At 71.6% G+C, this 21,695-nt stretch carries 20 protein-coding genes; 12 read left to right on the top strand and 8 right to left on the bottom strand.

Going from position 1 to position 21,695, the window contains the following annotated elements; genetic code table 11:
• Positions 1-488 precede the first annotated feature (488 nt).
• Positions 489-1,577, bottom strand: coding sequence for a redox-regulated ATPase YchF (ychF, locus tag ACFWJO_RS17300; RefSeq protein ID WP_386865901.1), 1,089 nt, complete (start codon positions 1,575-1,577; stop codon positions 489-491).
• A 173-nt stretch (positions 1,578-1,750) separates the two neighbouring features.
• Between ychF and ACFWJO_RS17295 the strand changes: the two genes are divergently transcribed.
• Positions 1,751-2,365: a DUF6542 domain-containing protein gene (locus tag ACFWJO_RS17295; RefSeq protein ID WP_386865899.1), complete on the top strand. Its 615-nt coding sequence runs from the start codon at positions 1,751-1,753 to the stop codon at positions 2,363-2,365.
• A gap of 146 nt (positions 2,366-2,511) precedes the next feature.
• Here ACFWJO_RS17295 and ppgK read toward each other — a convergent pair whose 3' ends face one another.
• Both ppgK and ACFWJO_RS17285 read right to left on the bottom strand, forming a co-directional pair.
• Positions 2,512-3,267, bottom strand: a complete 756-nt coding sequence (gene ppgK, locus ACFWJO_RS17290; RefSeq protein ID WP_386865897.1) for a polyphosphate--glucose phosphotransferase — start codon at positions 3,265-3,267, stop codon at positions 2,512-2,514.
• A 30-nt stretch (positions 3,268-3,297) separates the two neighbouring features.
• Positions 3,298-4,305, bottom strand: a complete 1,008-nt coding sequence (locus tag ACFWJO_RS17285) for a 4-hydroxy-3-methylbut-2-enyl diphosphate reductase (RefSeq protein WP_386865895.1) — start codon at positions 4,303-4,305, stop codon at positions 3,298-3,300.
• Positions 4,306-4,371: 66 nt separating this feature from the next.
• Between ACFWJO_RS17285 and ACFWJO_RS17280 the strand changes: the two genes are divergently transcribed.
• From ACFWJO_RS17280 to ACFWJO_RS17265, 4 genes are all read left to right on the top strand, one after another.
• Positions 4,372-5,760, top strand: coding sequence for an APC family permease (locus tag ACFWJO_RS17280; RefSeq protein ID WP_386865893.1), 1,389 nt, complete (start codon positions 4,372-4,374; stop codon positions 5,758-5,760).
• A 182-nt stretch (positions 5,761-5,942) separates the two neighbouring features.
• Positions 5,943-7,160 (top strand): exodeoxyribonuclease VII large subunit, encoded by a 1,218-nt coding sequence (gene xseA, locus ACFWJO_RS17275; RefSeq protein WP_384420031.1) that lies wholly within the window; start codon positions 5,943-5,945, stop codon positions 7,158-7,160.
• A 62-nt stretch (positions 7,161-7,222) separates the two neighbouring features.
• Entirely contained in the window at positions 7,223-7,474 is a 252-nt protein-coding gene (locus ACFWJO_RS17270; RefSeq protein ID WP_386865891.1) for an exodeoxyribonuclease VII small subunit, read from the top strand.
• Between the two features lie 153 nt (positions 7,475-7,627).
• A complete protein-coding gene (locus ACFWJO_RS17265; protein ID WP_386865889.1) occupies positions 7,628-8,218 on the top strand; it encodes a malonic semialdehyde reductase in 591 nt (196 codons plus the stop codon).
• Positions 8,219-8,317: 99 nt separating this feature from the next.
• Here the strand turns inward: ACFWJO_RS17265 and ACFWJO_RS17260 are convergent, their stop codons facing one another.
• A complete protein-coding gene (locus ACFWJO_RS17260; RefSeq protein WP_386865973.1) occupies positions 8,318-8,833 on the bottom strand; it encodes a DUF4245 domain-containing protein in 516 nt (171 codons plus the stop codon).
• A 136-nt stretch (positions 8,834-8,969) separates the two neighbouring features.
• Here ACFWJO_RS17260 and glpX point away from each other — a divergent pair, with 136 nt between their 5' ends.
• Positions 8,970-10,001, top strand: a complete 1,032-nt coding sequence (gene glpX, locus ACFWJO_RS17255; protein WP_384420020.1) for a class II fructose-bisphosphatase — start codon at positions 8,970-8,972, stop codon at positions 9,999-10,001.
• Positions 10,002-10,215: 214 nt separating this feature from the next.
• On the opposite strand, the gene ACFWJO_RS17250 is transcribed toward glpX, so the two are convergent.
• Positions 10,216-10,593: a WhiB family transcriptional regulator gene (locus ACFWJO_RS17250; RefSeq protein ID WP_384420017.1), complete on the bottom strand. Its 378-nt coding sequence runs from the start codon at positions 10,591-10,593 to the stop codon at positions 10,216-10,218.
• Between the two features lie 154 nt (positions 10,594-10,747).
• A complete protein-coding gene (locus ACFWJO_RS17245) occupies positions 10,748-11,446 on the bottom strand; it encodes a DUF1707 domain-containing protein (RefSeq protein WP_384420014.1) in 699 nt (232 codons plus the stop codon).
• Positions 11,447-11,675: 229 nt separating this feature from the next.
• On the opposite strand from ACFWJO_RS17245, the gene ACFWJO_RS17240 reads away from it, so the two are divergent.
• Together ACFWJO_RS17240 and ACFWJO_RS17235 are read left to right on the top strand one after the other, a co-directional pair.
• Complete coding sequence (locus ACFWJO_RS17240) at positions 11,676-13,346, top strand: fumarate hydratase (protein ID WP_386865886.1); 1,671 nt, start codon at positions 11,676-11,678, stop codon at positions 13,344-13,346.
• A gap of 244 nt (positions 13,347-13,590) precedes the next feature.
• Entirely contained in the window at positions 13,591-14,232 is a 642-nt protein-coding gene (locus ACFWJO_RS17235; RefSeq protein ID WP_386865884.1) for an HAD family acid phosphatase, read from the top strand.
• Between the two features lie 21 nt (positions 14,233-14,253).
• Here the strand turns inward: ACFWJO_RS17235 and ACFWJO_RS17230 are convergent, their stop codons facing one another.
• Positions 14,254-14,751 carry a hypothetical protein gene (locus tag ACFWJO_RS17230; protein ID WP_386865882.1) on the bottom strand — a complete coding sequence of 166 codons (498 nt, stop codon included), beginning with the start codon at positions 14,749-14,751 and terminating at the stop codon, positions 14,254-14,256.
• Positions 14,752-14,847: 96 nt separating this feature from the next.
• Between ACFWJO_RS17230 and ACFWJO_RS17225 the strand changes: the two genes are divergently transcribed.
• Complete coding sequence (locus tag ACFWJO_RS17225) at positions 14,848-15,519, top strand: lipoprotein (RefSeq protein ID WP_386865880.1); 672 nt, start codon at positions 14,848-14,850, stop codon at positions 15,517-15,519.
• A gap of 112 nt (positions 15,520-15,631) precedes the next feature.
• On the opposite strand, the gene ACFWJO_RS17220 is transcribed toward ACFWJO_RS17225, so the two are convergent.
• Positions 15,632-17,161: a ricin-type beta-trefoil lectin domain protein gene (locus tag ACFWJO_RS17220; protein ID WP_386865878.1), complete on the bottom strand. Its 1,530-nt coding sequence runs from the start codon at positions 17,159-17,161 to the stop codon at positions 15,632-15,634.
• Between the two features lie 135 nt (positions 17,162-17,296).
• On the opposite strand from ACFWJO_RS17220, the gene ACFWJO_RS17215 reads away from it, so the two are divergent.
• The 3 genes from ACFWJO_RS17215 to ACFWJO_RS17205 all read left to right on the top strand — a co-directional run bounded on the left by ACFWJO_RS17215 (position 17,297) and on the right by ACFWJO_RS17205 (position 21,577).
• Entirely contained in the window at positions 17,297-18,691 is a 1,395-nt protein-coding gene (locus ACFWJO_RS17215) for a class II fumarate hydratase (protein ID WP_386865876.1), read from the top strand.
• A gap of 65 nt (positions 18,692-18,756) precedes the next feature.
• Positions 18,757-19,422 (top strand): DUF402 domain-containing protein, encoded by a 666-nt coding sequence (locus tag ACFWJO_RS17210; protein ID WP_386865874.1) that lies wholly within the window; start codon positions 18,757-18,759, stop codon positions 19,420-19,422.
• Positions 19,423-19,723: 301 nt separating this feature from the next.
• The gene (locus ACFWJO_RS17205) at positions 19,724-21,577 is read left to right on the top strand and encodes a SpoIIE family protein phosphatase (protein WP_386865872.1); all 1,854 of its coding nucleotides are present in this window, start codon (positions 19,724-19,726) and stop codon (positions 21,575-21,577) included.
• Positions 21,578-21,695 lie beyond the last annotated feature (118 nt).

Below are 21,695 nucleotides of genomic sequence, written 5' to 3'. Positions count from 1 at the left end.
CAGACGGACGTGGGTACGTCGAGGACTGAAACCCACGTATGCCCGTCGTGACGCCAGGCGGTCAAGCGGCACATCTCCGTCACTGACACTGTCCCTTCCGGCTCGAGCAAATCCGCGGTTCAGCGCCGCACATGCGACCAGCTGCGCTGTGTCGCCGCTGTCCAAGGGTCGAACCTATGGCCAACTGCGTCACGACTTCACAGCCGGTGCCCACACTCTGCCCACGACACCACGGCCGACGACAGCGCTGCGGATGCCCCCGCCGTTCATGCGGACCTACAACGCCTTGTCCTCGGTGAGCGACGTTGTCGGTCAGGCGCCCAACGTGATGAGTCTGGTCCCCTCCATAAGCTGGTCAGATCCCGAGCTGCTGGCAGGCACCTCTGAGGGTGGGTTGAAAGACTGACGGGGCCAGGAAACATTCGTCCCAGCCCCATCAGCCACTTGTACCTTGAACTGAACTCCACACATCACCAACCTGGTGGAGTTCAGACGTTGAAGCGGAACTCCACCACGTCGCCGTCCTGCATCACGTACTCCTTGCCCTCCATGCGGGCCTTGCCCGCCGCGCGGGCGTCGGCGACCGAGCCCGTTTCGACGAGGTCGGCGAAGGAGATGACCTCGGCCTTGATGAAGCCCTTCTGGAAGTCGGTGTGGATCACACCGGCGGCCTCGGGGGCCGTCGCGCCCTTCTTGATGGTCCAGGCGCGGGACTCCTTGGGGCCGGCCGTCAGGTAGGTCTGGAGGCCGAGGGTGTCGAAGCCGACGCGGGCGAGGGTGGCCAGGCCGGGCTCCTCGGCGCCGACGGACTGGAGGAGCTCCATGGCGTCCTCCTCGTCGAGCTCGGCGAGGTCCGCCTCCAGCTTGGCGTTGAGGAAGATGGCCTCGGCCGGGGCGACCAGGGCGCGCTGCTCGTCCTTGAAGGCGTCGTCGGTCAGCTCGTCCTCGTCCACGTTGAAGACGTAGAGGAACGGCTTGGTGGTGAGCAGGTGGAGGTCGTGCAGGAGCTCCGCCTTCTCCGAGCCCTGGACGATGCCCTGCGAGAACAGGGTGTCGCCGCGCTCCAGGATCTCCTTCGCCGCCTCGACCGCCGCGACCTTCGGGGCCACGTCCTTCTTGATCCTGGCCTCCTTGGCCAGGCGCGGGAGGACCTTCTCGATGGTCTGGAGGTCGGCGAGGATCAGCTCGGTGTTGATCGTCTCGATGTCGTCCTTCGGCGAGACCTTGCCGTCGACGTGCACGACGTTCTCGTCCTTGAAGGCCCGGATGACCTGGCAGATCGCGTCCGACTCGCGGATGTTCGCGAGGAACTTGTTGCCCAGGCCCTCGCCCTCGCTCGCGCCGCGCACGATGCCGGCGATGTCGACGAAGTCCACCGTCGCCGGGAGCACGCGCTGCGAGCCGAAGATCTCGGCGAGCTTCTGCAGACGGGCGTCGGGGACGCCGACGACGCCGACGTTGGGCTCGATCGTGGCGAACGGGTAGTTGGCCGCCAGCACGTCGTTCTTGGTCAGGGCGTTGAACAGGGTCGACTTGCCGACGTTCGGCAGGCCGACGATTCCGATCGTGAGCGACACGGTGGCGACTTCCCTAGGAGGAGTGGAGGTGGGGCGATCCCCCAGTTTACGGGGCAGCGCCCGTGGTACGGCCTACGCCCTGACCCGGCCGGAACGGCCCTCTTCGCGCCAAGGTCACCCAAAGGGCGTGTCCCGTCGGGGGATCCCGGCCCCTTCCGACCTACGTTGGTGGTGTGGAGCAGCACAGGACACGCAAGCCGCAGCCCCGCCGCCCCGCCGGGGGCCGGCCGCAGGGCCCTCTGACGCCGCCCGGCGCGCTGGTCGAGGGCGCCGCGGTCTACCGCGTCGCCGCCCGGCCCCGCCCGGGCAGGCCCCGCGTCGAACGCGCCGCGCCGCCCGTGGTCGCGGCCCTGCGCAGGCTGCCCAACCCCCGGCTCACCGGACTCGGCGCCGGCCTCTTCGCCTCCGCCGTCATGCTGGTGATCGGCTTCCTCGACTGGCTCCTGTTCGACGGCTCCCCCGTCGTCTTCGGGCTCCTGTTCCTCCCCGTCAGCGCCCTGACCGCCCTCTGGGTCCGGACCGCCGACCTGGTCACCGCGCCCATCTCCGTACCGATCGCCTTCGCCGTCGGCGTCGTACCCATCTCCGGCGGTACGGGAGGCGTCGGCGGCCAGGCCATGGCACTCGTCACCGCCCTCGCCGTCCACGCCGGCTGGCTGTACGGCGGCACCCTCGTCGCCGGCCTCATCGCCAGCGTCCGCAAGGTCCGCGACATGGGCCGCCGCCAGCGCGCCACCGCCGGAGCCCCCGTACGTCCGGTCCGCCGCCCGGCACCCGAGCAGGGCTAGGGCGGAGCCGGCGACGGACGGGAGGGCTGGGCCGGGGCCGGGGCCGGCATGGCGCCCCACCCATCTGCCGCTGGGCGCCCGGGAGGGGCCGCGACCGCGCCCCTGTCCACGGAGGGGTGGCACCGCGCGGCCCGCCCGGCCCTCGCTCAGCCCCCGGCGACCCGCTCCTTCGCTGCCATCGCCGCCCCCACGATCCCCGCGTTGTTCTGCAGCTCCGCCGGAACGATCTCGGCCCGGATGCCCTCGATCAGCGGCAGGAACCTGTCCGCCTTGCGGCTGACGCCGCCGCCGATGATGAACAGCTCCGGCGAGAACAGCATCTCCACGTGCGCCAGGTACTTCTGCAGCCGCCGGGTCGCCCAGTGCTCCCAGCTCAGGCCCTCGTCCTCGCGTGCCTTCGACGACGCCCGCTTCTCCGCGTCGTGGCCCTTGAGCTCCAGGTGGCCCAGCTCGGTGTTGGGCAGGAGCTTCCCGTCGACGAAGACGGCGGAGCCGATGCCGGTGCCGAGGGTCAGCAGGATGACGGTGCCCTTCCTGCCCCTCCCGGCCCCGAAGGTCATCTCGGCGATGCCGGCCGCGTCGGCGTCGTTGAGGACGGTCACCGGGAGACCGCCGAGGCGTTCGCCGAGCATCCGGCCCGCGTCGACGCCGATCCAGCCCTTGTCGACGTTGGCCGCGGTGCGGATCGTGGAGCCGGTCACCACGCCGGGGAAGGTGACGCCGACCGGGCCGGTCCAGCCGAAGTTCCGGACGACCTCCACGACACAGCCCGCGACACCGTCGGGTGTCGCGGGCTGTGGGGTGAGCACCTTGTGGCGCGGCTCCGTGAGGTCGCCGCGCTCGAGGTCCACGGGGGCTCCCTTGATGCCCGATCCGCCGATGTCCACTCCGAAGACGTTCATGGACATCAACGTAACCGGCCGGGCCCCGCCCTACTCCTTTTCGAGCAGCGCCGCCGCCTCGGCCCGCAGGTCGCGGTTGCGGAGCTCCTTCGGCAGCGAGAAGGTCAGCGACTCGTCGGCCGTCTTGACCAGCTCGACGTCGGCGTAGCCGCGCTCGGACAGCCACTCCAGGACCTCCTGGACGAGCACGTCCGGGACGGAGGCGCCGGAGGAGAGGCCGACGCTGCTGACGCCCTCCAGCCAGGCCTCGTCGATCTCGCTGGCGAAGTCGACGAGGTACGCGGCGGGGGCGCCGGCCTGCTTGGCGACGTCGACCATGCGCTGGGAGTTCGAGGAGTTCTTGGAGCCGACCACGATGACGAGCTCGGCCTGCGTGGCGAGCTCCTTGATGGCGGTCTGGCGGTTCTGCGTCGCGTAGCAGATGTCGTCGGACGGTGGGGAGATCAGCTGCGGGAACTTCTCCTTCAGCGCGTCCACGGTCTCCATGGTCTCGTCGACGGAGAGCGTGGTCTGGGAGAGCCAGACCACCTTGGACGGGTCGCGGACCTCGACCTTGGCGACGTCGTCGGGGCCGTCGACCAGCTGGATGTGGTCGGGCGCCTCACCGGAGGTGCCGATGACCTCCTCGTGGCCCTCGTGGCCGATGAGGAGGATGTCGAAGTCCTCGTTGGCGAACCGCACGGCCTCCTTGTGGACCTTGGTGACCAGCGGGCAGGTGGCGTCGATGGTCTTGAGGCGGCCGACGCGGGCCTCCTCGTGGACGGTCGGGGCGACGCCGTGGGCGGAGAACATCACGATGTTGCCCGGCGGCACCTCGGTCGCCTGGTCGACGAAGATCGCGCCCTTCCGCTCCAGGGTCTGCACGACGTACTTGTTGTGGACGATCTCGTGCCGGACGTAGATCGGGGCGCCGTACTGTTCGAGGGCCTTCTCCACGGCGATCACGGCACGGTCCACGCCCGCGCAGTAGCCGCGGGGAGCGGCGAGCAGGACACGCTTCGGGCGGTTGGTGGCGGGCGTCGCAGTCATGGTCCCCATCGTAAGGCCGCGCCGGTCGGCGTTTTGGTCAGCGGTTCCGGCGGTGGCGTGGCCGAGACTGACGCCATGGCTGAGGAGAGGCGGGCGACGGAACCGAGGAATCCGGAAGAACCGGAGGAACCGGCGGAACCGGATCACGAGAGCCTGCGGCGGAGTCTGGGTTTCCGGGACCTGGTGGTCTACGGGCTGCTCTTCATCGCCCCGATGGCGCCGGTCGGCATCTTCGGCACGCTCGACGCCAAGTCGCACGGGGCGGTCGCACTCGTGTACGTGGTGGCCACCGTGGCCATGGGGTTCACCGCCTTCAGCTACGCGCAGATGGTGCGGGTCGCGCCGCGGGCCGGCTCGGTGTTCACGTACGCCCGTACCGCGCTCGGCGAGGGGCCGGGCTTCGTCGCCGGGTGGATGGCGATGCTCGACTACCTGCTCATCCCGGCGGTGGCGTACCTCTTCGCGGGCATCGCGATGGAGGCCCTGGTGCCCGAGGTGCACCGCTGGGTGTGGACCGGGATCGCGGTCGTCGTGACGACGCTGCTGAACCTGTGGGGCGTACGGGCGGCCGCCCGGGTCGGCTTCGCGGTGCTCGCGATGGAGATCGTGGTGCTGCTGGTCTTCGTGGTGTCGGCGGTCGTCGTGCTCGTCGGGGACGGGCCGTCGCGGGACTGGTGGTCACCGCTGACCGGTGACGCCGGGTTCTCGGCGGCGGCCGTGGTCGGGGCGGTGTCGGTGGCCGTCCTGTCGTACCTGGGCTTCGACGCGATCGCCTCGTTCGCGGAGGAGGTGACCGGGGGCTCGGCGAAGGTGGCGCGGGCGGTGCTGTTCTGTCTGGCGCTCGCGGGCCTGCTGTTCGTGGCGCAGACCTGGCTGGTGGCGCTGCTCGCGCCCGTCTCGTCGACGGAGCTGGCGGCGGACCCGGCCTCGCAGGGCTCGGCGTTCTACGACGCGGTGGACACGGCCGTCGGCGACTGGCTGCACGACCTGGTGGCGGCCTCGAAGGCGATCGGCGCGGCCTTCGCCGCGCTCGCCGGGCAGGCGGCGGGCGGGCGGCTGCTCTTCGCGATGGGCCGCGACCGCCGGCTGCCGCACGCGCTGGCGCGCACCGACTCGGGCGTGCCCCGGGTGGCGCTGCTGGTGTCGGCGGCGGTGACGATGGTCGCGGCGGTGTGGGCGGCCCGCCAGGACGACGGTCTCGACCATCTGGTCTCGGTGGTGGACATCGGCGCCCTGACCGCGTTCGTGCTGCTGCACGCGAGCGTGGTGGGCTGGTTCGCGGTACGCCGCATGGCCGGGCCGCCGCGCTGGCTGCCGCACGTGGTGGCGCCGGTGCTGGGCGCGGCGATCCTGGTCGCGGTGATCGTGGAGGCCTCGCCGTCGGCACAGGTGGTGGGCGTGATCTGGCTGGGGATCGGGCTGGTGGTACTGGCACTGCAGGGGATGCGACGACCGGTGCCGTGATTCGGGCGGCGCGGACCGTGAACCCTCTGCACCGGCCCGGCCCGCGCGCGCGGTGCCCCTGCCTCGCGCTCACGGCGCCGTAGCCGTCGAAGTGACCCGGCCAGCCCGCTCGGCGCGCCTGCGAGGGTACGGGCCCGTCGCGGTGTCCTTCTCGTGTCCGACCCGCCCGTTACGCTCGGCGCATGGGTCTGAACACGTCAGCGGAAGCGCCGCTGCCCGTCGGCGAGGTGTCCCGGCTGATCGGGGGCTGGATCGACCGGCTGGGCGCGGTGTGGGTCGAGGGGCAGATCACGCAGCTGTCGCGGCGCCCCGGCGCCGGGGTGGTGTTCCTGACGCTGCGGGATCCCTCGTACGACATCTCGATCAACGTCACGTGCTACCGCCAGGTCTTCGACGCCGTCGCCGACGTCGTCTCGGAGGGCGCGCGGGTGGTCGTGCACGCGAAGCCGGAGTGGTACGCGCCGCGCGGGCAGCTGTCGCTGCGGGCGGCGGAGATCAGGCCGGTCGGCATCGGCGAGCTGCTGGCGCGCCTGGAGATGCTGAAGAAGTCGCTGGCCGCGGAGGGGCTCTTCGCGCTGGACCGCAAGAAGCCGCTGCCGTTCCTGCCGCAGCTGATCGGCCTGGTCTGCGGGCGGGCGTCGGCGGCCGAGCGGGACGTCCTGGAGAACGCGCGGCGGCGCTGGCCGGCCGTCCGCTTCGAGGTGCGGAACGTGGCGGTGCAGGGCGTGCGGGCCGTGCCGCAGGTGATCCAGGCCGTGAAGGAGCTGGACGCGCACGAGGACGTGGACGTGATCGTCGTGGCCCGCGGCGGCGGCAGCGTCGAGGACCTGCTGCCGTTCTCGGACGAGCAGCTGGTACGGGCGGTCGCCGACTGCCGTACGCCGGTGGTGTCGGCGATCGGGCACGAGCCGGACACGCCGCTGCTGGACCTGGTCGCGGACCTGCGGGCGTCCACGCCGACGGACGCCGCCAAGAAGGTGGTCCCGGACGTGGGCGAGGAGCTGGAGCGGGTGCGGGGGCTCCGGGACCGGGCGCTGCGGTGCGTCCGGGGCCTGCTCGAGCGTGAGGAGCGGGGTCTGGCGCACGCGCTGGCCCGGCCGGTCATGGAGCATCCGCAGCGGATGGTGGAGGTGCGCGAGGACGAGCTGGCGGCGCTGCTCGCGCGCAGCCGGCGGACCCTGGGGCATCTGCTCGACCGGGCGGACTCGGAGCTCTCGCACACCCGGGCCCGGGTCAGGGCGCTGTCCCCCGCCGCGACGATGGAGCGCGGTTACGCGGTGCTCCAGCGGGCGGACGGCTCGGTGGTGCGGGACCCGGTGGAGGTCGCGGCGGACGAGGAGCTGCGGGCCCGGGTGGCCGCGGGCGAGTTCCGGGTGCGGCGGCTGCCCGACCCGGCCTGATCGACCCGGCCTGATCGACCGGCCTGATCGACGACGAAGAGCTAACACGGAGGACTGGATTCATGGCAACGGGCACGGGCAACGCGGAGACCGCCCTCGGCTACGAGCAGGCGCGCGACGAGCTGATCGAGGTCGTCCGGCGCCTCGAAGCGGGCGGGACGACCCTGGAGGAGTCGCTGGCGCTCTGGGAGCGCGGCGAGGAGCTGGCCAAGGTGTGCCGGCGCTGGCTCGAGGGGGCCCGGGCACGTCTCGACGCCTCTCTGGCGGCCGAGCGGGCCGCCGACGAGGCGGCGGAGGACGCCGACGAGGAGTGACGTCGCCGGTCCTGGGGCGGGGCACGTACACTGGACTGTGAAGCGGATCACTATCCGCTTGAGGTAGTTGAAACTTCACCTACTCCGGGCGTACTGTCGTGACATCGCTCGAACCCCGCGAGCGAGCCCCTTGCAGTCCGGAAGGTACGCAGCATGTCTCTCGCCCTTGACCCCGCCGCCCAGGACCTCCTCTTCCGCGAGGCCCGTACCGCCAACACGTTCACCGACGAGCCGGTGACGGACGAGCAGGTCCAGGCGATCTACGACCTGGTCAAGTACGGCCCCACCGCCTTCAACCAGACCCCGCTGCGCATCACGCTGGTCCGCTCCCCCGAGGCCCGCGAGCGCCTGGTCAAGCACATGGCCGAGGGCAACCAGGCCAAGACCAAGGCCGCCCCGCTGGTCGCGATCCTCTCCGCGGACAACGAGTTCCACGAGGAGCTGCCGGCCCTGCTCCCGCACTTCCCGCAGGCCAAGGACATGTTCTTCGCCGAGCGCCCGGTCCGCGAGCAGTCCGCCCTGCTGAACGCCGCCCTCCAGGCCGCCTACTTCATCGTCGGCGTGCGCGCCGCCGGCCTGGCCGCCGGCCCGATGACCGGCCTGGACTTCGCCGGCGTCCAGAAGGAGTTCCTGGACGACGACCACACCCCGCTGATGGTCGTGAACATCGGCAAGCCGGGCGAGGACGCCTGGTTCCCGCGCTCCCCGCGCCTGTCCTACGACGAGGTCATCACCACCGTCTGATGACGCGAGCCCACAGGGAAGGGCCCCCGGTGCACCGCACCAGGGGCCCTTCCCTTTGCCGTCGGACCTTCTCCGACCCGTCGGACCTTCTTCGGCCCGTCAGACCTTCTTCGACTGCAGCGCGCCCGCCATCTGCGCGAGCCGGTCGAACGAGGCCGTGCCCGTCACGACGGTCGTCGCGCCGCCCTCGGAGCGCACCAGGGCGTCGTACTTCGGGCCCTCCCAGCGCTGCCAGACCTGGCCGCCCACGGTCTGGGTCCGGCCGGTGTCCTTGGCCTCCAGGGTGACCTTGGGCACGTACTTCTTCGGATCCTCGGTGGACTGCTGGACGGAGACGTACTGGGTGTCCGGGTCGAGGAATCCCAGCTTCCAGGCGTCGTGGTCCTCGCGCCGGTACGAGACGACCGTCGCCCTCCAGTCGTCACCCAGACCCTCGGGAGCCAGCACCGGGTACGGCGCCGCCCGCTGTGCCGTCAGCAGCTCGACCCGGTAGTCCTTCACCTGGACCGGGTCCGCCTTCTCGTCGTGCGGGATGAAGAGATACATCACGCCCGCGGCGACCATGATCACCGCGAGCGACTGGAACATCCCGCGTACCGTCTGCCTGCCTCGCATACCTGCCACGTCCCTTATGGTCGCATCAAGGGTTCGTGCTCATACGTGGGCCCCTCTGCTCAATTTGTCGACCTGACGATAGAGTCGCAGCACCCTCTTTTTTTCCGGCCGTCGCCGTACAGAAAGGTGCGCTCCGATGACCGAGCACCACTTGCCGCCCGAGCTCGAGGTCTCTCCCGAGGCCCCCGACCGCAACCTCGCAATGGAACTCGTCCGGGTGACCGAGGCCGCCGCCATGGCCGCCGGCCGCTGGGTCGGCCGCGGCGACAAGATCGGCGCGGACGGCGCCGCGGTGAACGCGATGCGGACCCTGATCTCCACCGTCTCGATGAACGGCGTGGTCGTCATCGGCGAGGGCGAGAAGGACGAGGCCCCGATGCTCTTCAACGGGGAGCGCGTGGGCGACGGCACGGGCGCCGAGGTCGACATCGCGGTCGACCCGATCGACGGCACCACGCTCAACGCCAAGGGCATGCCGAACGCGATCGCCGTGCTCGCCGCCGCCGACCGTGGCGCCATGTTCGACCCGTCCGCGGTCTTCTACATGGACAAGCTGGTCACCGGCCCGGAGGCCGCCGACTTCGTCGACATCAACGCGCCGGTCTCGGTCAACATCCGCCGGGTCGCCAAGGCCAAGGGCATGCAGGCCGAGGACGTCACCGTGGTCATCCTCGACCGCCCCCGCCACGAGGGCATCGTCAAGGAGATCCGCGAGACCGGCGCCCGCATCAAGTTCATCTCCGACGGCGACGTGGCCGGCTCCATCATGGCCGCCCGCGAGGGCACCGGCGTCGACCTGCTGATGGGCATCGGCGGCACGCCCGAGGGCATCATCTCGGCCTGCGCCATAAAGTGCCTGGGCGGTGTGATCCAGGGCAAGCTGTGGCCGAAGGACGAGGCGGAGCGCCAGAAGGCCCTCGACGCGGGCCACGACCTGGACCGGGTGCTCACCACCACCGACCTGGTCGCCGGCGACAACGTCTTCTTCGTGGCCACCGGCATCACCGACGGCGAGCTGCTGCGCGGCGTGCGCTACCGCTCCGAGACGGCGACCACCCAGTCCCTGGTCATGCGCTCGAAGTCCGGCACGATCCGCCAGATCGACTCCACGCACCGCCTGTCGAAGCTGCGCGCCTACAGCAAGATCGACTTCGACCGGGCGAAATAGCACCCGCCGGGACCGCCGACGACGGTACGAAAAGGGGCGCCCCCCATGTGCGGTGGGGGCGCCCCTTCCCGTACGGGCACTCGGCCGACGGACGGGCCGGACGCGAGCCGATGTGACGCGAGCGGGAGTGACGCGAGCCAGGGGTGTCGGAAGCCAGCAGTGACGCGAGCCCGGGGTGACGGGAGTCCGGAGGCGTCCCGTCAGGAGGCGTGCGTCAGGCGATCCGCTCGGCGCGCTCGGCCGCGGCGGCCTTGCGCAGCTCGACCTCACGGCGGCGGCGCCGGGCCAGCACCACACGGCGCTCGGCTGCGGTGAGCCCGCCCCACACCCCGTACGGCTCGGGCTGGAGCAGGGCGTGCTCGCGGCACTCGACCATCACGGGGCAGCGGGCACAGACCCGCTTCGCGGCCTCCTCGCGGGAGAGCCGGGCGGCGGTGGGCTCCTTGGAGGGGGCGAAGAAGAGTCCGGCCTCATCCCGCCGGCACACCGCCTCCGTGTGCCAGGGGCCGGCCTCGTCCTCCCGAGCGGGGGTGGTGCGCTGGGGCGGCACGGCGGCGGCGACCCGGAGGGGCTGATGCGGCGAGTGCAGCACGGTCTACTCCTGACGACGGCTTCCGTGGACGAGCGAGCGACGATGCACCAGCCCTACCCGCTGTGCGCGCGCCTATGCACTGCGTGCCGCGCCGTTCCGCAGGACGGACAGCGGGCGGCGAATTCCGGTCACCGGGAGAAGTGGAACGCGGCCGTCAGTGGCCGAGATGCTTGCGCAACTTGTCCTGAATCTGATTCTGCAGGTCGGTGACCCACTTGCCCCGCTTCGGCCGGGCCTCCACGTTGCCGAACACCGCGTACCCGTTGACCACCACGACCGGGGCCTGCGGGTCGACGCCCTCCAGGGTGACGACTTCGAAGTTGCCGAAGATCCCGGTGCCGTTGCCCCGCAGCGTCACGTTCTCCGGGACGCGGACCTCGACGCTGCCGAAGATCGAGGTCGCGTTGATGACGGTGAGACGCTGGGCGAAGATCGCCTCGGTCAGGTCGATCTCGATGCTGCCGAAGAGCGAGAAGGCGTTGGTGCGCCTGCTCACCCGCCAGCGGCCCTTCCGGGTCGAGGCGGAGAAGACCGCGACCATGTTCTCCGCGGGGCCCTCGACCTCCTCCGGGCCGTACTGCGGCGCGGCCGCCGAGGCCGGACCGGAGCGGTGGGCGGGCAGGTCCCGCACGATCGGCTCCAGCTCGCCCACGGTCTTGGCGCGGTAGACGGCGTCGATGCGCTCCGAGTGCTCCTCGGGGTCGATCCGCCCTTCCGCGAGCGCGTCCCTGAGGATGTCCGCGATCCGGTCCCGGTCGGCGTCCGAGGCGCGCAGCGAGCCCTGGGGATCGGCGACGTCGGGCTGCCGGGGTGCGGAGGCGGGCGGCTGCTGGGGCTGCTTTTCGAGGTCCACGAGCCTCAGCCTAGCGAAACGCGATAGATCGCGACTAGGGGAAGCGGTCGTGTCCTGCGGACGACACGGACGGCCCCGGCGGGAACGCGCCATGTGCCGTTCCGGCGCGGTCGCGGCGGCTAGTGAGCCTTACCTCACAGGATCGGTGTCGCGGCCGCGTCTTACGCTGGAGTGCGCGCCGCCAACGGAGGCGGCGCCGCTGTCTGCCGAGTGAGGAATGGCCGCCGTCATGCCAGAGTTTGCGTACTCCGATCTGCTCCCCCTGGGAGAGGACACCACGCCCTACCGCCTGGTGACCTCCGAAGGTGTCTCCACCTTCGAGGCCGACGGCCGTACGTTCCTCAAGGTCGAGCCGGAGGCGCTGCGCAAGCTGGCCGCCGAGGCGATCCACGACATCCAGCACTACCTGCGCCCGGCCCACCTGGCCCAGCTGCGGAAGATCATCGACGACCCGGAGGCGTCGAGCAACGACAAGTTCGTCGCGCTCGACCTCCTGAAGAACGCGAACATCGCCGCCGCCGGCGTGCTGCCCATGTGCCAGGACACCGGCACCGCGATCGTCATGGGCAAGCGCGGCCAGAACGTGCTCACCCAGGGCCGCGACGAGGAGGCCCTGAGCAAGGGCATCTACGACGCCTACACCAAGCTCAACCTGCGCTACTCGCAGATGGCCCCGGTGACCATGTGGGAGGAGAAGAACACCGGCTCGAACCTGCCCGCGCAGATCGAGCTGTACGCGACCGACGGCGGCGCGTACAAGTTCCTCTTCATGGCCAAGGGCGGCGGCTCCGCCAACAAGTCCTTCCTCTACCAGGAGACGAAGGCGGTCCTGAACGAGGCCTCCATGATGAAGTTCCTGGAGGAGAAGATCCGCTCGCTCGGCACGGCGGCCTGCCCGCCGTACCACCTGGCGATCGTCGTCGGCGGCACCAGCGCCGAGTTCGCGCTGAAGACCGCGAAGTACGCCTCCGCGCACTACCTGGACGAGCTGCCCACCGAGGGCGACGCCGCGACCGGCCACGGCTTCCGCGACAAGGAGCTGGAGGAGAAGGTCTTCGAGCTGACGCAGAAGATCGGCATCGGCGCGCAGTTCGGCGGCAAGTACTTCTGCCACGACGTGCGCGTGGTCCGCCTGCCCCGCCACGGCGCCTCGCTGCCCGTCGCGATCGCCGTGTCCTGCTCGGCCGACCGCCAGGCCGTCGCGAAGATCACCGCCGAGGGCGTCTTCCTGGAGCAGCTGGAGACCGACCCGGCGCGCTTCCTGCCGGAGACCACGGACGAGCACCTCGAGACCGAGGGCGACGTGGTCAGGATCGACCTCAACCAGCCCATGGACGAGATCCTCGCCGAGCTCACCAAGTACCCGGTCAAGACCCGCCTGTCGCTGACCGGCCCGCTGGTCGTGGCGCGCGACATCGCGCACGCCAAGATCAAGGAGCGCCTGGACGCGGGCGAGGAGATGCCGCAGTACCTGAAGGACCACCCGGTCTACTACGCGGGTCCGGCGAAGACTCCCGAGGGCTACGCCTCCGGTTCGTTCGGCCCGACGACGGCCGGCCGGATGGACTCGTACGTGGAGCAGTTCCAGGCGGCGGGCGGCTCGAAGGTCATGCTGGCCAAGGGCAACCGCAGCAAGCAGGTCACGGACGCCTGCGGCTCGCACGGCGGCTTCTACCTCGGCTCGATCGGCGGCCCGGCAGCCCGTCTCGCCCAGGACTGCATCAAGAAGGTCGAGGTCGTCGAGTACGAGGAGCTCGGCATGGAGGCGGTCTGGAAGATCGAGGTCGAGGACTTCCCGGCGTTCATCGTCGTGGACGACAAGGGCAACGACTTCTTCCAGAACCCGGCCCCGGAGCCGACGTTCACGCACATCCCGGTGCGCGGCCCCGGTCTCGCCTGATACGCGCGGCACCCGAACGCCCCCCGGTCCGAGGACCGGGGGGCGTTCGGCGTTCCGCCCCCGCTCCCGTCCCCGTTTCCGTTTCCGTCCCCGTTTCCGTTCCCGTCCCCGTTCCCGTCTCCGGGGCGGTGTCGATCTTCGCTCAGAAAGTCGCTACCGACCGGTAGCCTTCCGGCCACCTACTAGCCAGTATGGGTCGCGAGCATGTCAACCACTGAGCCGGTCGACCACTCGGGAGCCCCCCATGCCCTCCACCCCCCTCATCAGGCGCGCCGCCGCCGGGACCACCGCCGTCCTCGGCCTGACGGCCCTCCTCGTCGTCGGGCCCGCGCCCGCCGCTTCCGCCTCGGATCCGGACAGCCACCACACCTCCACCGCCGCCGTCCAGGACATCGACTACACGACCTGGCGCAAGGACGTGGCGGCCGTGGTCGCCGAGGCCCGCCCGTACATCGAGGAGCGCACCGAGGACGCCGACGGGGAGAAGCAGGCGATCGTCCTCGACATCGACAACAGCTCCCTGGAGACCGACTTCCACCCCTTCTGGGAACTGCCGACCCCGGCGATCCCCGAGATCCGCGAGCTCGTGCGCGACGCGCACGACCGCGGGGTGGCCGTCTTCTTCGTCACCGCCCGTCCGGGGATCATCTACTCCCTGACGGACTGGAACCTGAAGCAGGCCGGCTACCCGGTGAACGGTCTGTACGTGCGCTCGCTGCCCGACCTGTTCGCCGAGGTCAGCGCCTACAAGACGGCCAAGCGCGCGGAGATCGAGGCCAAGGGCTACACGATCATCGCCAACATCGGCAACAACACCACCGACCTGGTCGGCGGCCACGCGGAGCGCGCCTTCAAGCTGCCGGACTACGGCGGCAAGCTGTCGTAGTCCGGCAGCGGGCCGGACGGGTCAGCGGCTGAGGTGGAACTCGAGCCGCGAGTAGTCGCCGTCGGGGGTCGAACGGATCCAGCCGCGTACGTCCTTGAAGTCGCCGGTTCCGCCGGTGACGGCGATGTCGAACGCGGCGGGCGCCTCGTCCGAGGGGTCGAACGACACCAGGTTCTGCCCGGCGAGCTGGCCTCCCGGACCGCCGGTCAGCGCGAAGGTCCCGACGCACATCATGTCGCCCGGGTCGCCGGCGCGTACGACCGTGCAGGTCACGCCGTCGCGGCCCACCTTGTCGCCGCCCTTGGTCCGGTACAGGTCGTCGGCGAAGGCGAAGGAGTCCCCGACCTGGGGCGCCTGGTCGCCCTGGCCGTCGCCCTCGCCGGGGACCTCCTTCGAGTAGAGCGTGAACTCGAGCCCGTCGCCGCTCGCGGCGGCCGAGGCCGGGGCGGCTGCGGCGAAGGTGACGGCCGCGACGGCCGCGGCACCGAGCGCGCCGGCCTTCCTGAAGCTGCGGATCATGTCCTGCCTCCCGTGGGACGGCGGTCTTCCCCGAGACCCGCCCACCATTGTCCGGCCCGCCGCGGTGGGCCGCACCCGGTCGTGGATGATGAGCGCATGCCAGAGAGAGCACCGATACGTACGGCGGCCTGCGTCGCCCTGCTGACGGCCGGGCTGCTGCTGACCGGGTGCGCGACGGAGACGGACCCCTCCGGCCCGTCGGCCCCCGCGTCCGGCGCGAAGAGCCCGGCGGCCGCGTCCGCCGGCTCGTCCGGAGCCGGGAAGGAGGTCGCCGCGCCCGCCGGCACGCTGGGCGGGGCCGGGACGGCCTGCGCCCTGCCGTTCTCCTTCTCGCTCGCCGCGGACTGGAAGCCGAAGGCGATCGACGCGCCGGAGGACCCGGAGTTCGCGGCGCTCACCCGGCAGGGGCCGGCCACGATGCGCTGCGAGGTGGACGCCAAGCCCGCCGGGCACATCGGCTTCCTGCGGGTGTGGACCGCTCCCGAGGGGACGGCGCGGGCCACCCTGGAGGCCTTCGTGAAGGCGGAGAAGGGCTCGCGCAAGGCTGTCTACGCGGAGGCGAAGGCGGGCCTGCTGCCCGCCGTCCAGGCGGTGTACGAGGTGCACAGCGAGCTGACGGGAGAGACGAAGACCGAGCGCGCCTTCGCCGTCGAGACGGCGGACAACGCGGTCGTCATCGTCCACCTCGGCGGCCTGGACTCCGAGGAGCACCGGGCGATGCTCCCGGCGTACGAGCTGGCCAGGTCGACCCTGAAGGCGTCGTCCTGACGGCGCCCGGCGGTGCGCGGCAGCCCTCCTGACGTCGCCGCACGCGGAGCCGTGGCCCCCCGTCCCGCACCGGACGAGGGGCCACGGCGTTCTGTGAGGGCCTGCTGCCGCCCTACGCGAAGCGCTGGTTCGCCGAGCCGTCGCAGGCGCGCAGCCTGATCGGCTCCTTCGCCGCGCCCTGGGTGAGGCAGAGGCCGGTCGCCGCGGCCGGGCGGACGGTGGCGCCGTCGCGGACGAACCTCTGGTTGGCGGCGCCGCTGCAGTTCCACACGATGAGCGCCTTGCCGGCCTCGTAGGCCGCGCCGGGGACGTCCAGGCAGCGGTCCTGGGTGAGTTCGGTGTGGAGGGTGCCGCGGGCGGAGTCGTACCACCAGCCCTGGTTGCGCCCGCCGTGGCAGTCCCAGCCGAGGACGGCGGTGCCGTTGGCGGAGTCGGAGGCGTTCAGGTCGAGGCAGTTGCCGGTGGCCGCGTTCTTCAGCGGCCTGTACGCGTCGTCCCAGGCGAGCGGGAACAGCTTCGGGCTGCCCGTCGAGTTGACGTCCGCGCAGCTCGCCTCGCGCAGGCCGGAGTCGTAGATCTGGGTGAGGCAGGACGCGAAGGCGCCGTGGCCGCGGTAGTTGGGGTGGAACGACTGCCGGGCGGTGTTCTCGTCCCACGGGAAGTGGTCGGCGAGGTCCAGGTAGAGCCCGCGGGCCCAGGGGTCCTCCATGCAGACCTCGTGGCCGTGGAAGAGCCGCGAGTTGTCCAGGTACACGGCGCCGGTGTTGCGGGCCGCGGCGCGCATGCCCTTCTCGAAGGCCGGTACGGCGTGGTTGCGGCCCCACTTGGCGTCGGAGTCGTAGCCGGCGCAGCCGCCGGGGAGCTTGCCGGGGAAGTTCGGGTTGTCGTAGAAGTCGGGGCCGATCGGGCTCGGGTAGCCCATGAGCACCAGCTTGTACGAGTCGTCGGTGTAGCCGGCGTCGCGCATGACCGTGCGCAGGTCGCCGATGGTGGCCTCGACCTTGGGGCGCAGCCCGTCGACGCGTGCCTGCCAGCCGGGGGCGTACTTCGGCTCGCAGGTGCCCTGGCTGAGGACCCAGCGGGTCACGCAGTCGGTCATGACGGGGCCGAACTGGAGGTCGTCGTTGGCTCCGGCGACCAGCACGATCATCTTGATCCGGGTGTTGCGGGCCTTGATGGCGAGGCTGTCGCTCTGGACGAGCTCGTCCGCGTACTGCTTCGAGCCGCCGATGCGGATGTTCCCCGAGTAGGCGCCGGAGCAGGCCACGTTGAAGGTCAGGTCGGCGGCGATCCCGGTCCGGTGGATGGCCGTGTCGGGCGAGCGGTGGCACTGGTTGGACGAGGTGTTCGTCGCCGGGTCGTAGGTGCCGACGCCCTCGCCGGAGATCTCGCTGTCGCCGAGGGAGATCAGTCCGCTCTTGCGCTGGGCGAGCGGACGCTCCTCGGGGCTTCCGTAGATCGCGGTTGCCTCGGCGGCCCGGACGGCCTCCAGCTCGGGCCGGAGCGGTACGGAGGTGATTCCGGCCGCGGTGCTCGTGTCGGCCGCTCCGGCGGGGGCGGCGGCCGTCATGCTGCCGAGGGCGGCCGCGGCAGCGGCGAGGGCCGCGACCGGCCAGCGGAGTCTGTACCTGGTGCGCGTCATTGCGCCTCCTGGAAGTGGGGTTACCCACGGTTTTTACTGGCCGGTAAGCGACTTGGGAATACGTCGAACAAGACAAGTGCTCATCTTTTTCGGGGGGTTCGGGCCCCGGAAGACACAGCAGGAGGTTGACGAACCATGAGCAACGAAGACGGCTACCGCGTCGAGCACGACTCCATGGGCGAGGTCCGGGTCCCCGCCCATGCCAAGTGGCGCGCGCAGACCCAGCGCGCGGTGGAGAACTTCCCCGTCAGCGGCCAGCGCCTGGAGCGCGCCCACATCGAGGCCCTCGCCCGGATCAAGGCCGCGGCGGCCAAGGTCAACGCCGAGCTCGGCGTGCTGGACGAGGACGTCGCGCGGGCGGTCCAGGAGGCGGCGGAGGAGGTCGCCTACGGCCGCTGGGACGAGCACTTCCCGGTCGACGTCTTCCAGACCGGCTCCGGCACCTCCTCCAACATGAACACCAACGAGGTGCTGGCGACGCTCGCCACCGAGCGCCTGGGCCGGGACGTCCACCCCAACGACCACGTGAACGCCTCGCAGTCGTCCAACGACGTCTTCCCCTCCTCCATCCACATCGCGGCCACCGCCGCCGTGACCCACGACCTGATCCCGGCCCTCGACCACCTGGCCGCCTCCCTGGAGCGGAAATCAGCCGAATTCGCGAGCGTCGTGAAGTCCGGCCGCACCCACCTCATGGACGCCACCCCCGTCACCCTCGGCCAGGAGTTCGGCGGTTACGCGGCCCAGGTCAGGTACGGGGTCGAGCGGCTGCGCGCCGCGCTGCCGCGGCTCGCCGAACTGCCCCTCGGCGGCACGGCGGTCGGCACCGGCATCAACACCCCGCCCGGCTTCTCCGCCGCCGTGATCGCCGAGGTCGCCCGCACCACCGGACTGCCGCTCACCGAGGCCCGCGACCACTTCGAGGCCCAGGGCGCCCGGGACGGCCTCGTCGAGACCTCGGGGCAGCTCAGGACCATCGCCGTGTCGCTCACGAAGATCGCCAACGATCTGCGCTGGATGGCCAGCGGCCCGCGCACCGGACTCGCCGAGATCAGCCTTCCCGACCTCCAGCCCGGCTCGTCGATCATGCCGGGCAAGGTCAACCCGGTGATCCCCGAGGCCGTCCTCATGGTCGCCGCCCAGGTGACCGGAAACGACACCACCGTCGCGGTGGCCGGCGCGGCCGGGAACTTCGAGCTCAACGTCATGCTGCCGGTCATGGCCAAGAACCTGCTGGAATCCGTACGCCTTCTGGCCAACGCGGCCCGGCTGCTCGCCGACCGCACCGTCGACGGAATCACCGCCAACGCCGAACGGGCCCGCGAGTACGCGGAGTCCTCGCCCTCCGTCGTCACGCCGCTGAACAAGTACATCGGCTACGAGGAGGCCGCGAAGGTGGCCAAGAAGTCGCTGGCGGAGCGCAAGACCATCCGCGAGGTCGTCCTGGAGTCCGGTTACGTGGAGCGCGGCGACCTCACGCCCGAGCAGCTCGACGAGGCCCTCGACGTCCTGCGCATGACCCGCCCGTGACCATCGCTGACCGATCCGTGACCTTCACCGCAGCGGTGGTGGGAGCTCGCCCCTAAGATCTGCGCATGACAGGATCCGGCCGCCCTCAGCACTGGGCGCCAGGGGACCACATCCTCTGGCGCTACCGCGACAACGGCACCGGCGACGTGCACATCTGCCGCCCGGTGACCGTGGTCCAGGACACCCCTGAGCTGCTCGCGGTCTGGATGGCGCCCGGCACCGAGTGCGTGAAACCGGTCCTGGCCGACGGCACGCCCGTCCACGAGGAGCCGCTGGCCACCCGGTACACGGCGCCGCGCACCACCGTCCGCGCCCACTGGCACGGCACCGGCGTGCTGAAACTGGCCAGGCCCGGCGACCCGTGGTCGGTGTGGCTGTTCTGGGAGCGCGGCTGGCGCTTCCGCAGCTGGTACGTGAACCTGGAGGAGCCCCGTACCCGCTGGTCCGGCGGCATCGACTCCGAGGACCACTTCCTCGACATCTCCGTCTACCCCGACCGCAGTTGGCTGTGGCGGGACGAGGACGAGTTCGCCCAGGCCCAGCGGGCCGGCCTGATGGACCCGGCGCTGGCCGCCCGGGTCAAGGAGGCGGGCAGCGCCGCCGTCGAGCTCATCCGGGCCTGGGGGACGCCGTTCTCGGACGGCTGGGAGGACTGGCGTCCGGACCCGGCCTGGCCGGTCCCCGAACTGCCCGCCGACTGGGATCGCACTCCGGCGCACACGGCTCCATGAGACTCTTGATGCGCCCCCCGGGGGCAAACGTAGGATCGTCCTCCGCAAGTCGGTCGACCGGACCCGACCGCACCCGGTCGATCCGACAGCACGTCATACACCCGGCACGGCGCAGGACCTGACCACACGTCATCCAGATTGCTTCATGAGGGGGAAGAGCAGTGCCGGACCTGCGCGCGGACGCCCCGCCCCCCTCCTCCCCATCGACCTCGTGCCGGTGGTTTAGCCCCGCCGAAGGCGCGGCATCGGCGAGAAGAGCGCGTGCAACGCACCACCGGCCCGGACGGACGGAATCCCAGGCGTGACGGAGCATCCCACCTCCCACGAAGGCCGCAAGGCGATGGCCGACCGGCCGCAGGAGCGCACCCGCCCCCGGCAGGAGACGGCGGCGACGACGCCCGCGGCCGCCGTCGCCGTGCCCGCACCGGCGCCCGGCGGCGGCATGGCGGGCCCTGACGGCGCGGCGGCGCGCCGCGAGGGCGAGCGGCTGCGGTTCGTGGGCGCCGCGACGCGGCGGATCGCGCGCGGCCTCGACCTCGACGAGATCGTCCTCGGTCTGTGCCGGGCGACCGTCCCCACCTTCTCCGACGCGATCCTGGTGTATCTGCGCGACCCGCTGCCGGTGGGCGACGAGCGGCCGGCCGAGCCGTTCGTCCTGCGGCTGCGCCGCACCGACCGGCTGCGGTTAGCGGACGTGGAGGGCGAGGAGCTGGTCCTCGTCCCCGACCCCGACCCGACGCCGGCGGCCGAGCTGTGCGAGGTCCGCTCGGGCGGCGCGCTGGCCGAGGTGCTGCGCGGGGTGCGTCCGGTGCCGGGCGACTCCCCCGCCGCCCGCGCCGCGCTGCCGGAGCTGCTCGGCCCGGACCACCCGGTGCCCGGCGGGCAGCGGGCGATACTCGCGCCGCTGCGGGGGCGGCGCCGGGTGATCGGTGCGGCGGTGTTCCTGCGCCGTCCCGAGCGGGCCGGCTTCGAGCCGAACGACCTGCTCGTGGCGGCCCAGTTGGCGACCCACACGGCGCTCGGCATCGACAAGGCCGTGCTGTACGGGCGGGAGGCGTACATCGCGGACGAGCTGCAGCGCACCATGCTGCCGGACTCGCTGCCGCAGCCGACCGGCGTGCGGCTCGCCTCGCGCTACCTGCCGGCGGCGGAGACGGCCCGGGTCGGCGGCGACTGGTACGACGCGATCCCGCTGCCCGGCAGCCGGGTCGCCCTGGTCGTCGGCGACGTCATGGGCCACTCCATGACGTCGGCGGCGATCATGGGCCAGCTGCGCACCACCGCGCAGACCCTGGCCGGCCTCGACCTGCCGCCGCAGGAGGTGCTGCACCACCTCGACGAGCAGGCCCAGCGGCTCGGCGAGAACCGCATGGCCACCTGCATGTACGCGGTGTACGACCCGGTCTCGCACCGGATCACCATCGCCAACGCGGGCCATCCGCCGCCGATACTGCTGCACCTGGGCGGCCGGGCCGAGGTGCTCCGGGTGCCGCCGGGCGCGCCGATCGGCGTGGGCGGCGTGGACTTCGAGGCGGTGGAGCTGGACGCGCCGGCCGGTGCCACGCTGCTGCTGTACACGGACGGCCTGGTGGAGTCCCGGCTGCGTGACGTGTGGACGGGCATCGAGCAGCTGCGGGAAAGGCTCGCGGCGACGGCCCAGTTGACCGGTCCGGACCACTCGCCTCCGCTGGAGGCGCTGTGCGACGACGTGCTCGACATGCTCGGCCCGGGCGACCGGGACGACGACATCGCGCTGCTCGCGGCCCGCTTCGACGGGATCGCGCCGAGCGACGTGGCGTACTGGTTCCTGGAACCGGAGGACGCGGCCCCGGGCCGGGCCCGACGGCTCGCCCGGCGGGCGCTCGCGCGCTGGGACCTGGAGGACCTGACGGACTCGGTGGAGCTGCTGATCAGTGAGGTCGTCACCAACGCGGTGCGGTACGCGGAGCGCCCGGTGACGCTGCGGCTGCTCAGGACGGACGTGCTGCGCTGCGAGGTGGGCGACGACTCGCCCCAGCTGCCGCGGCAGCGGCGGGCGCGGGACACCGACGAGGGCGGGCGCGGGCTGTTCCTGGTGAACAGGCTGGCCCGGCGCTGGGGCGCGACGCGGCTCTCGGGCGGCAAGGTGGTGTGGTTCGAGCTGGCCACGCGCTGAGCCCGTATCCGTATCCGTACCGGCATCCCGTACGCACGACGACGGCCGGACCCCTCCTCGGGGTCCGGCCGTCGTCGTGTGTCGGAGGCCGGTGTCAGCGGCCGTGCCGGCGGCCCGC

Source organism: Streptomyces sp. NPDC127092 (genome assembly GCF_042722475.1).
In the GTDB taxonomy this organism is placed as follows: Bacteria; Actinomycetota; Actinomycetes; order Streptomycetales; family Streptomycetaceae; genus Streptomyces.
This window is presented reverse-complemented; position numbering and strand designations above follow the sequence as displayed.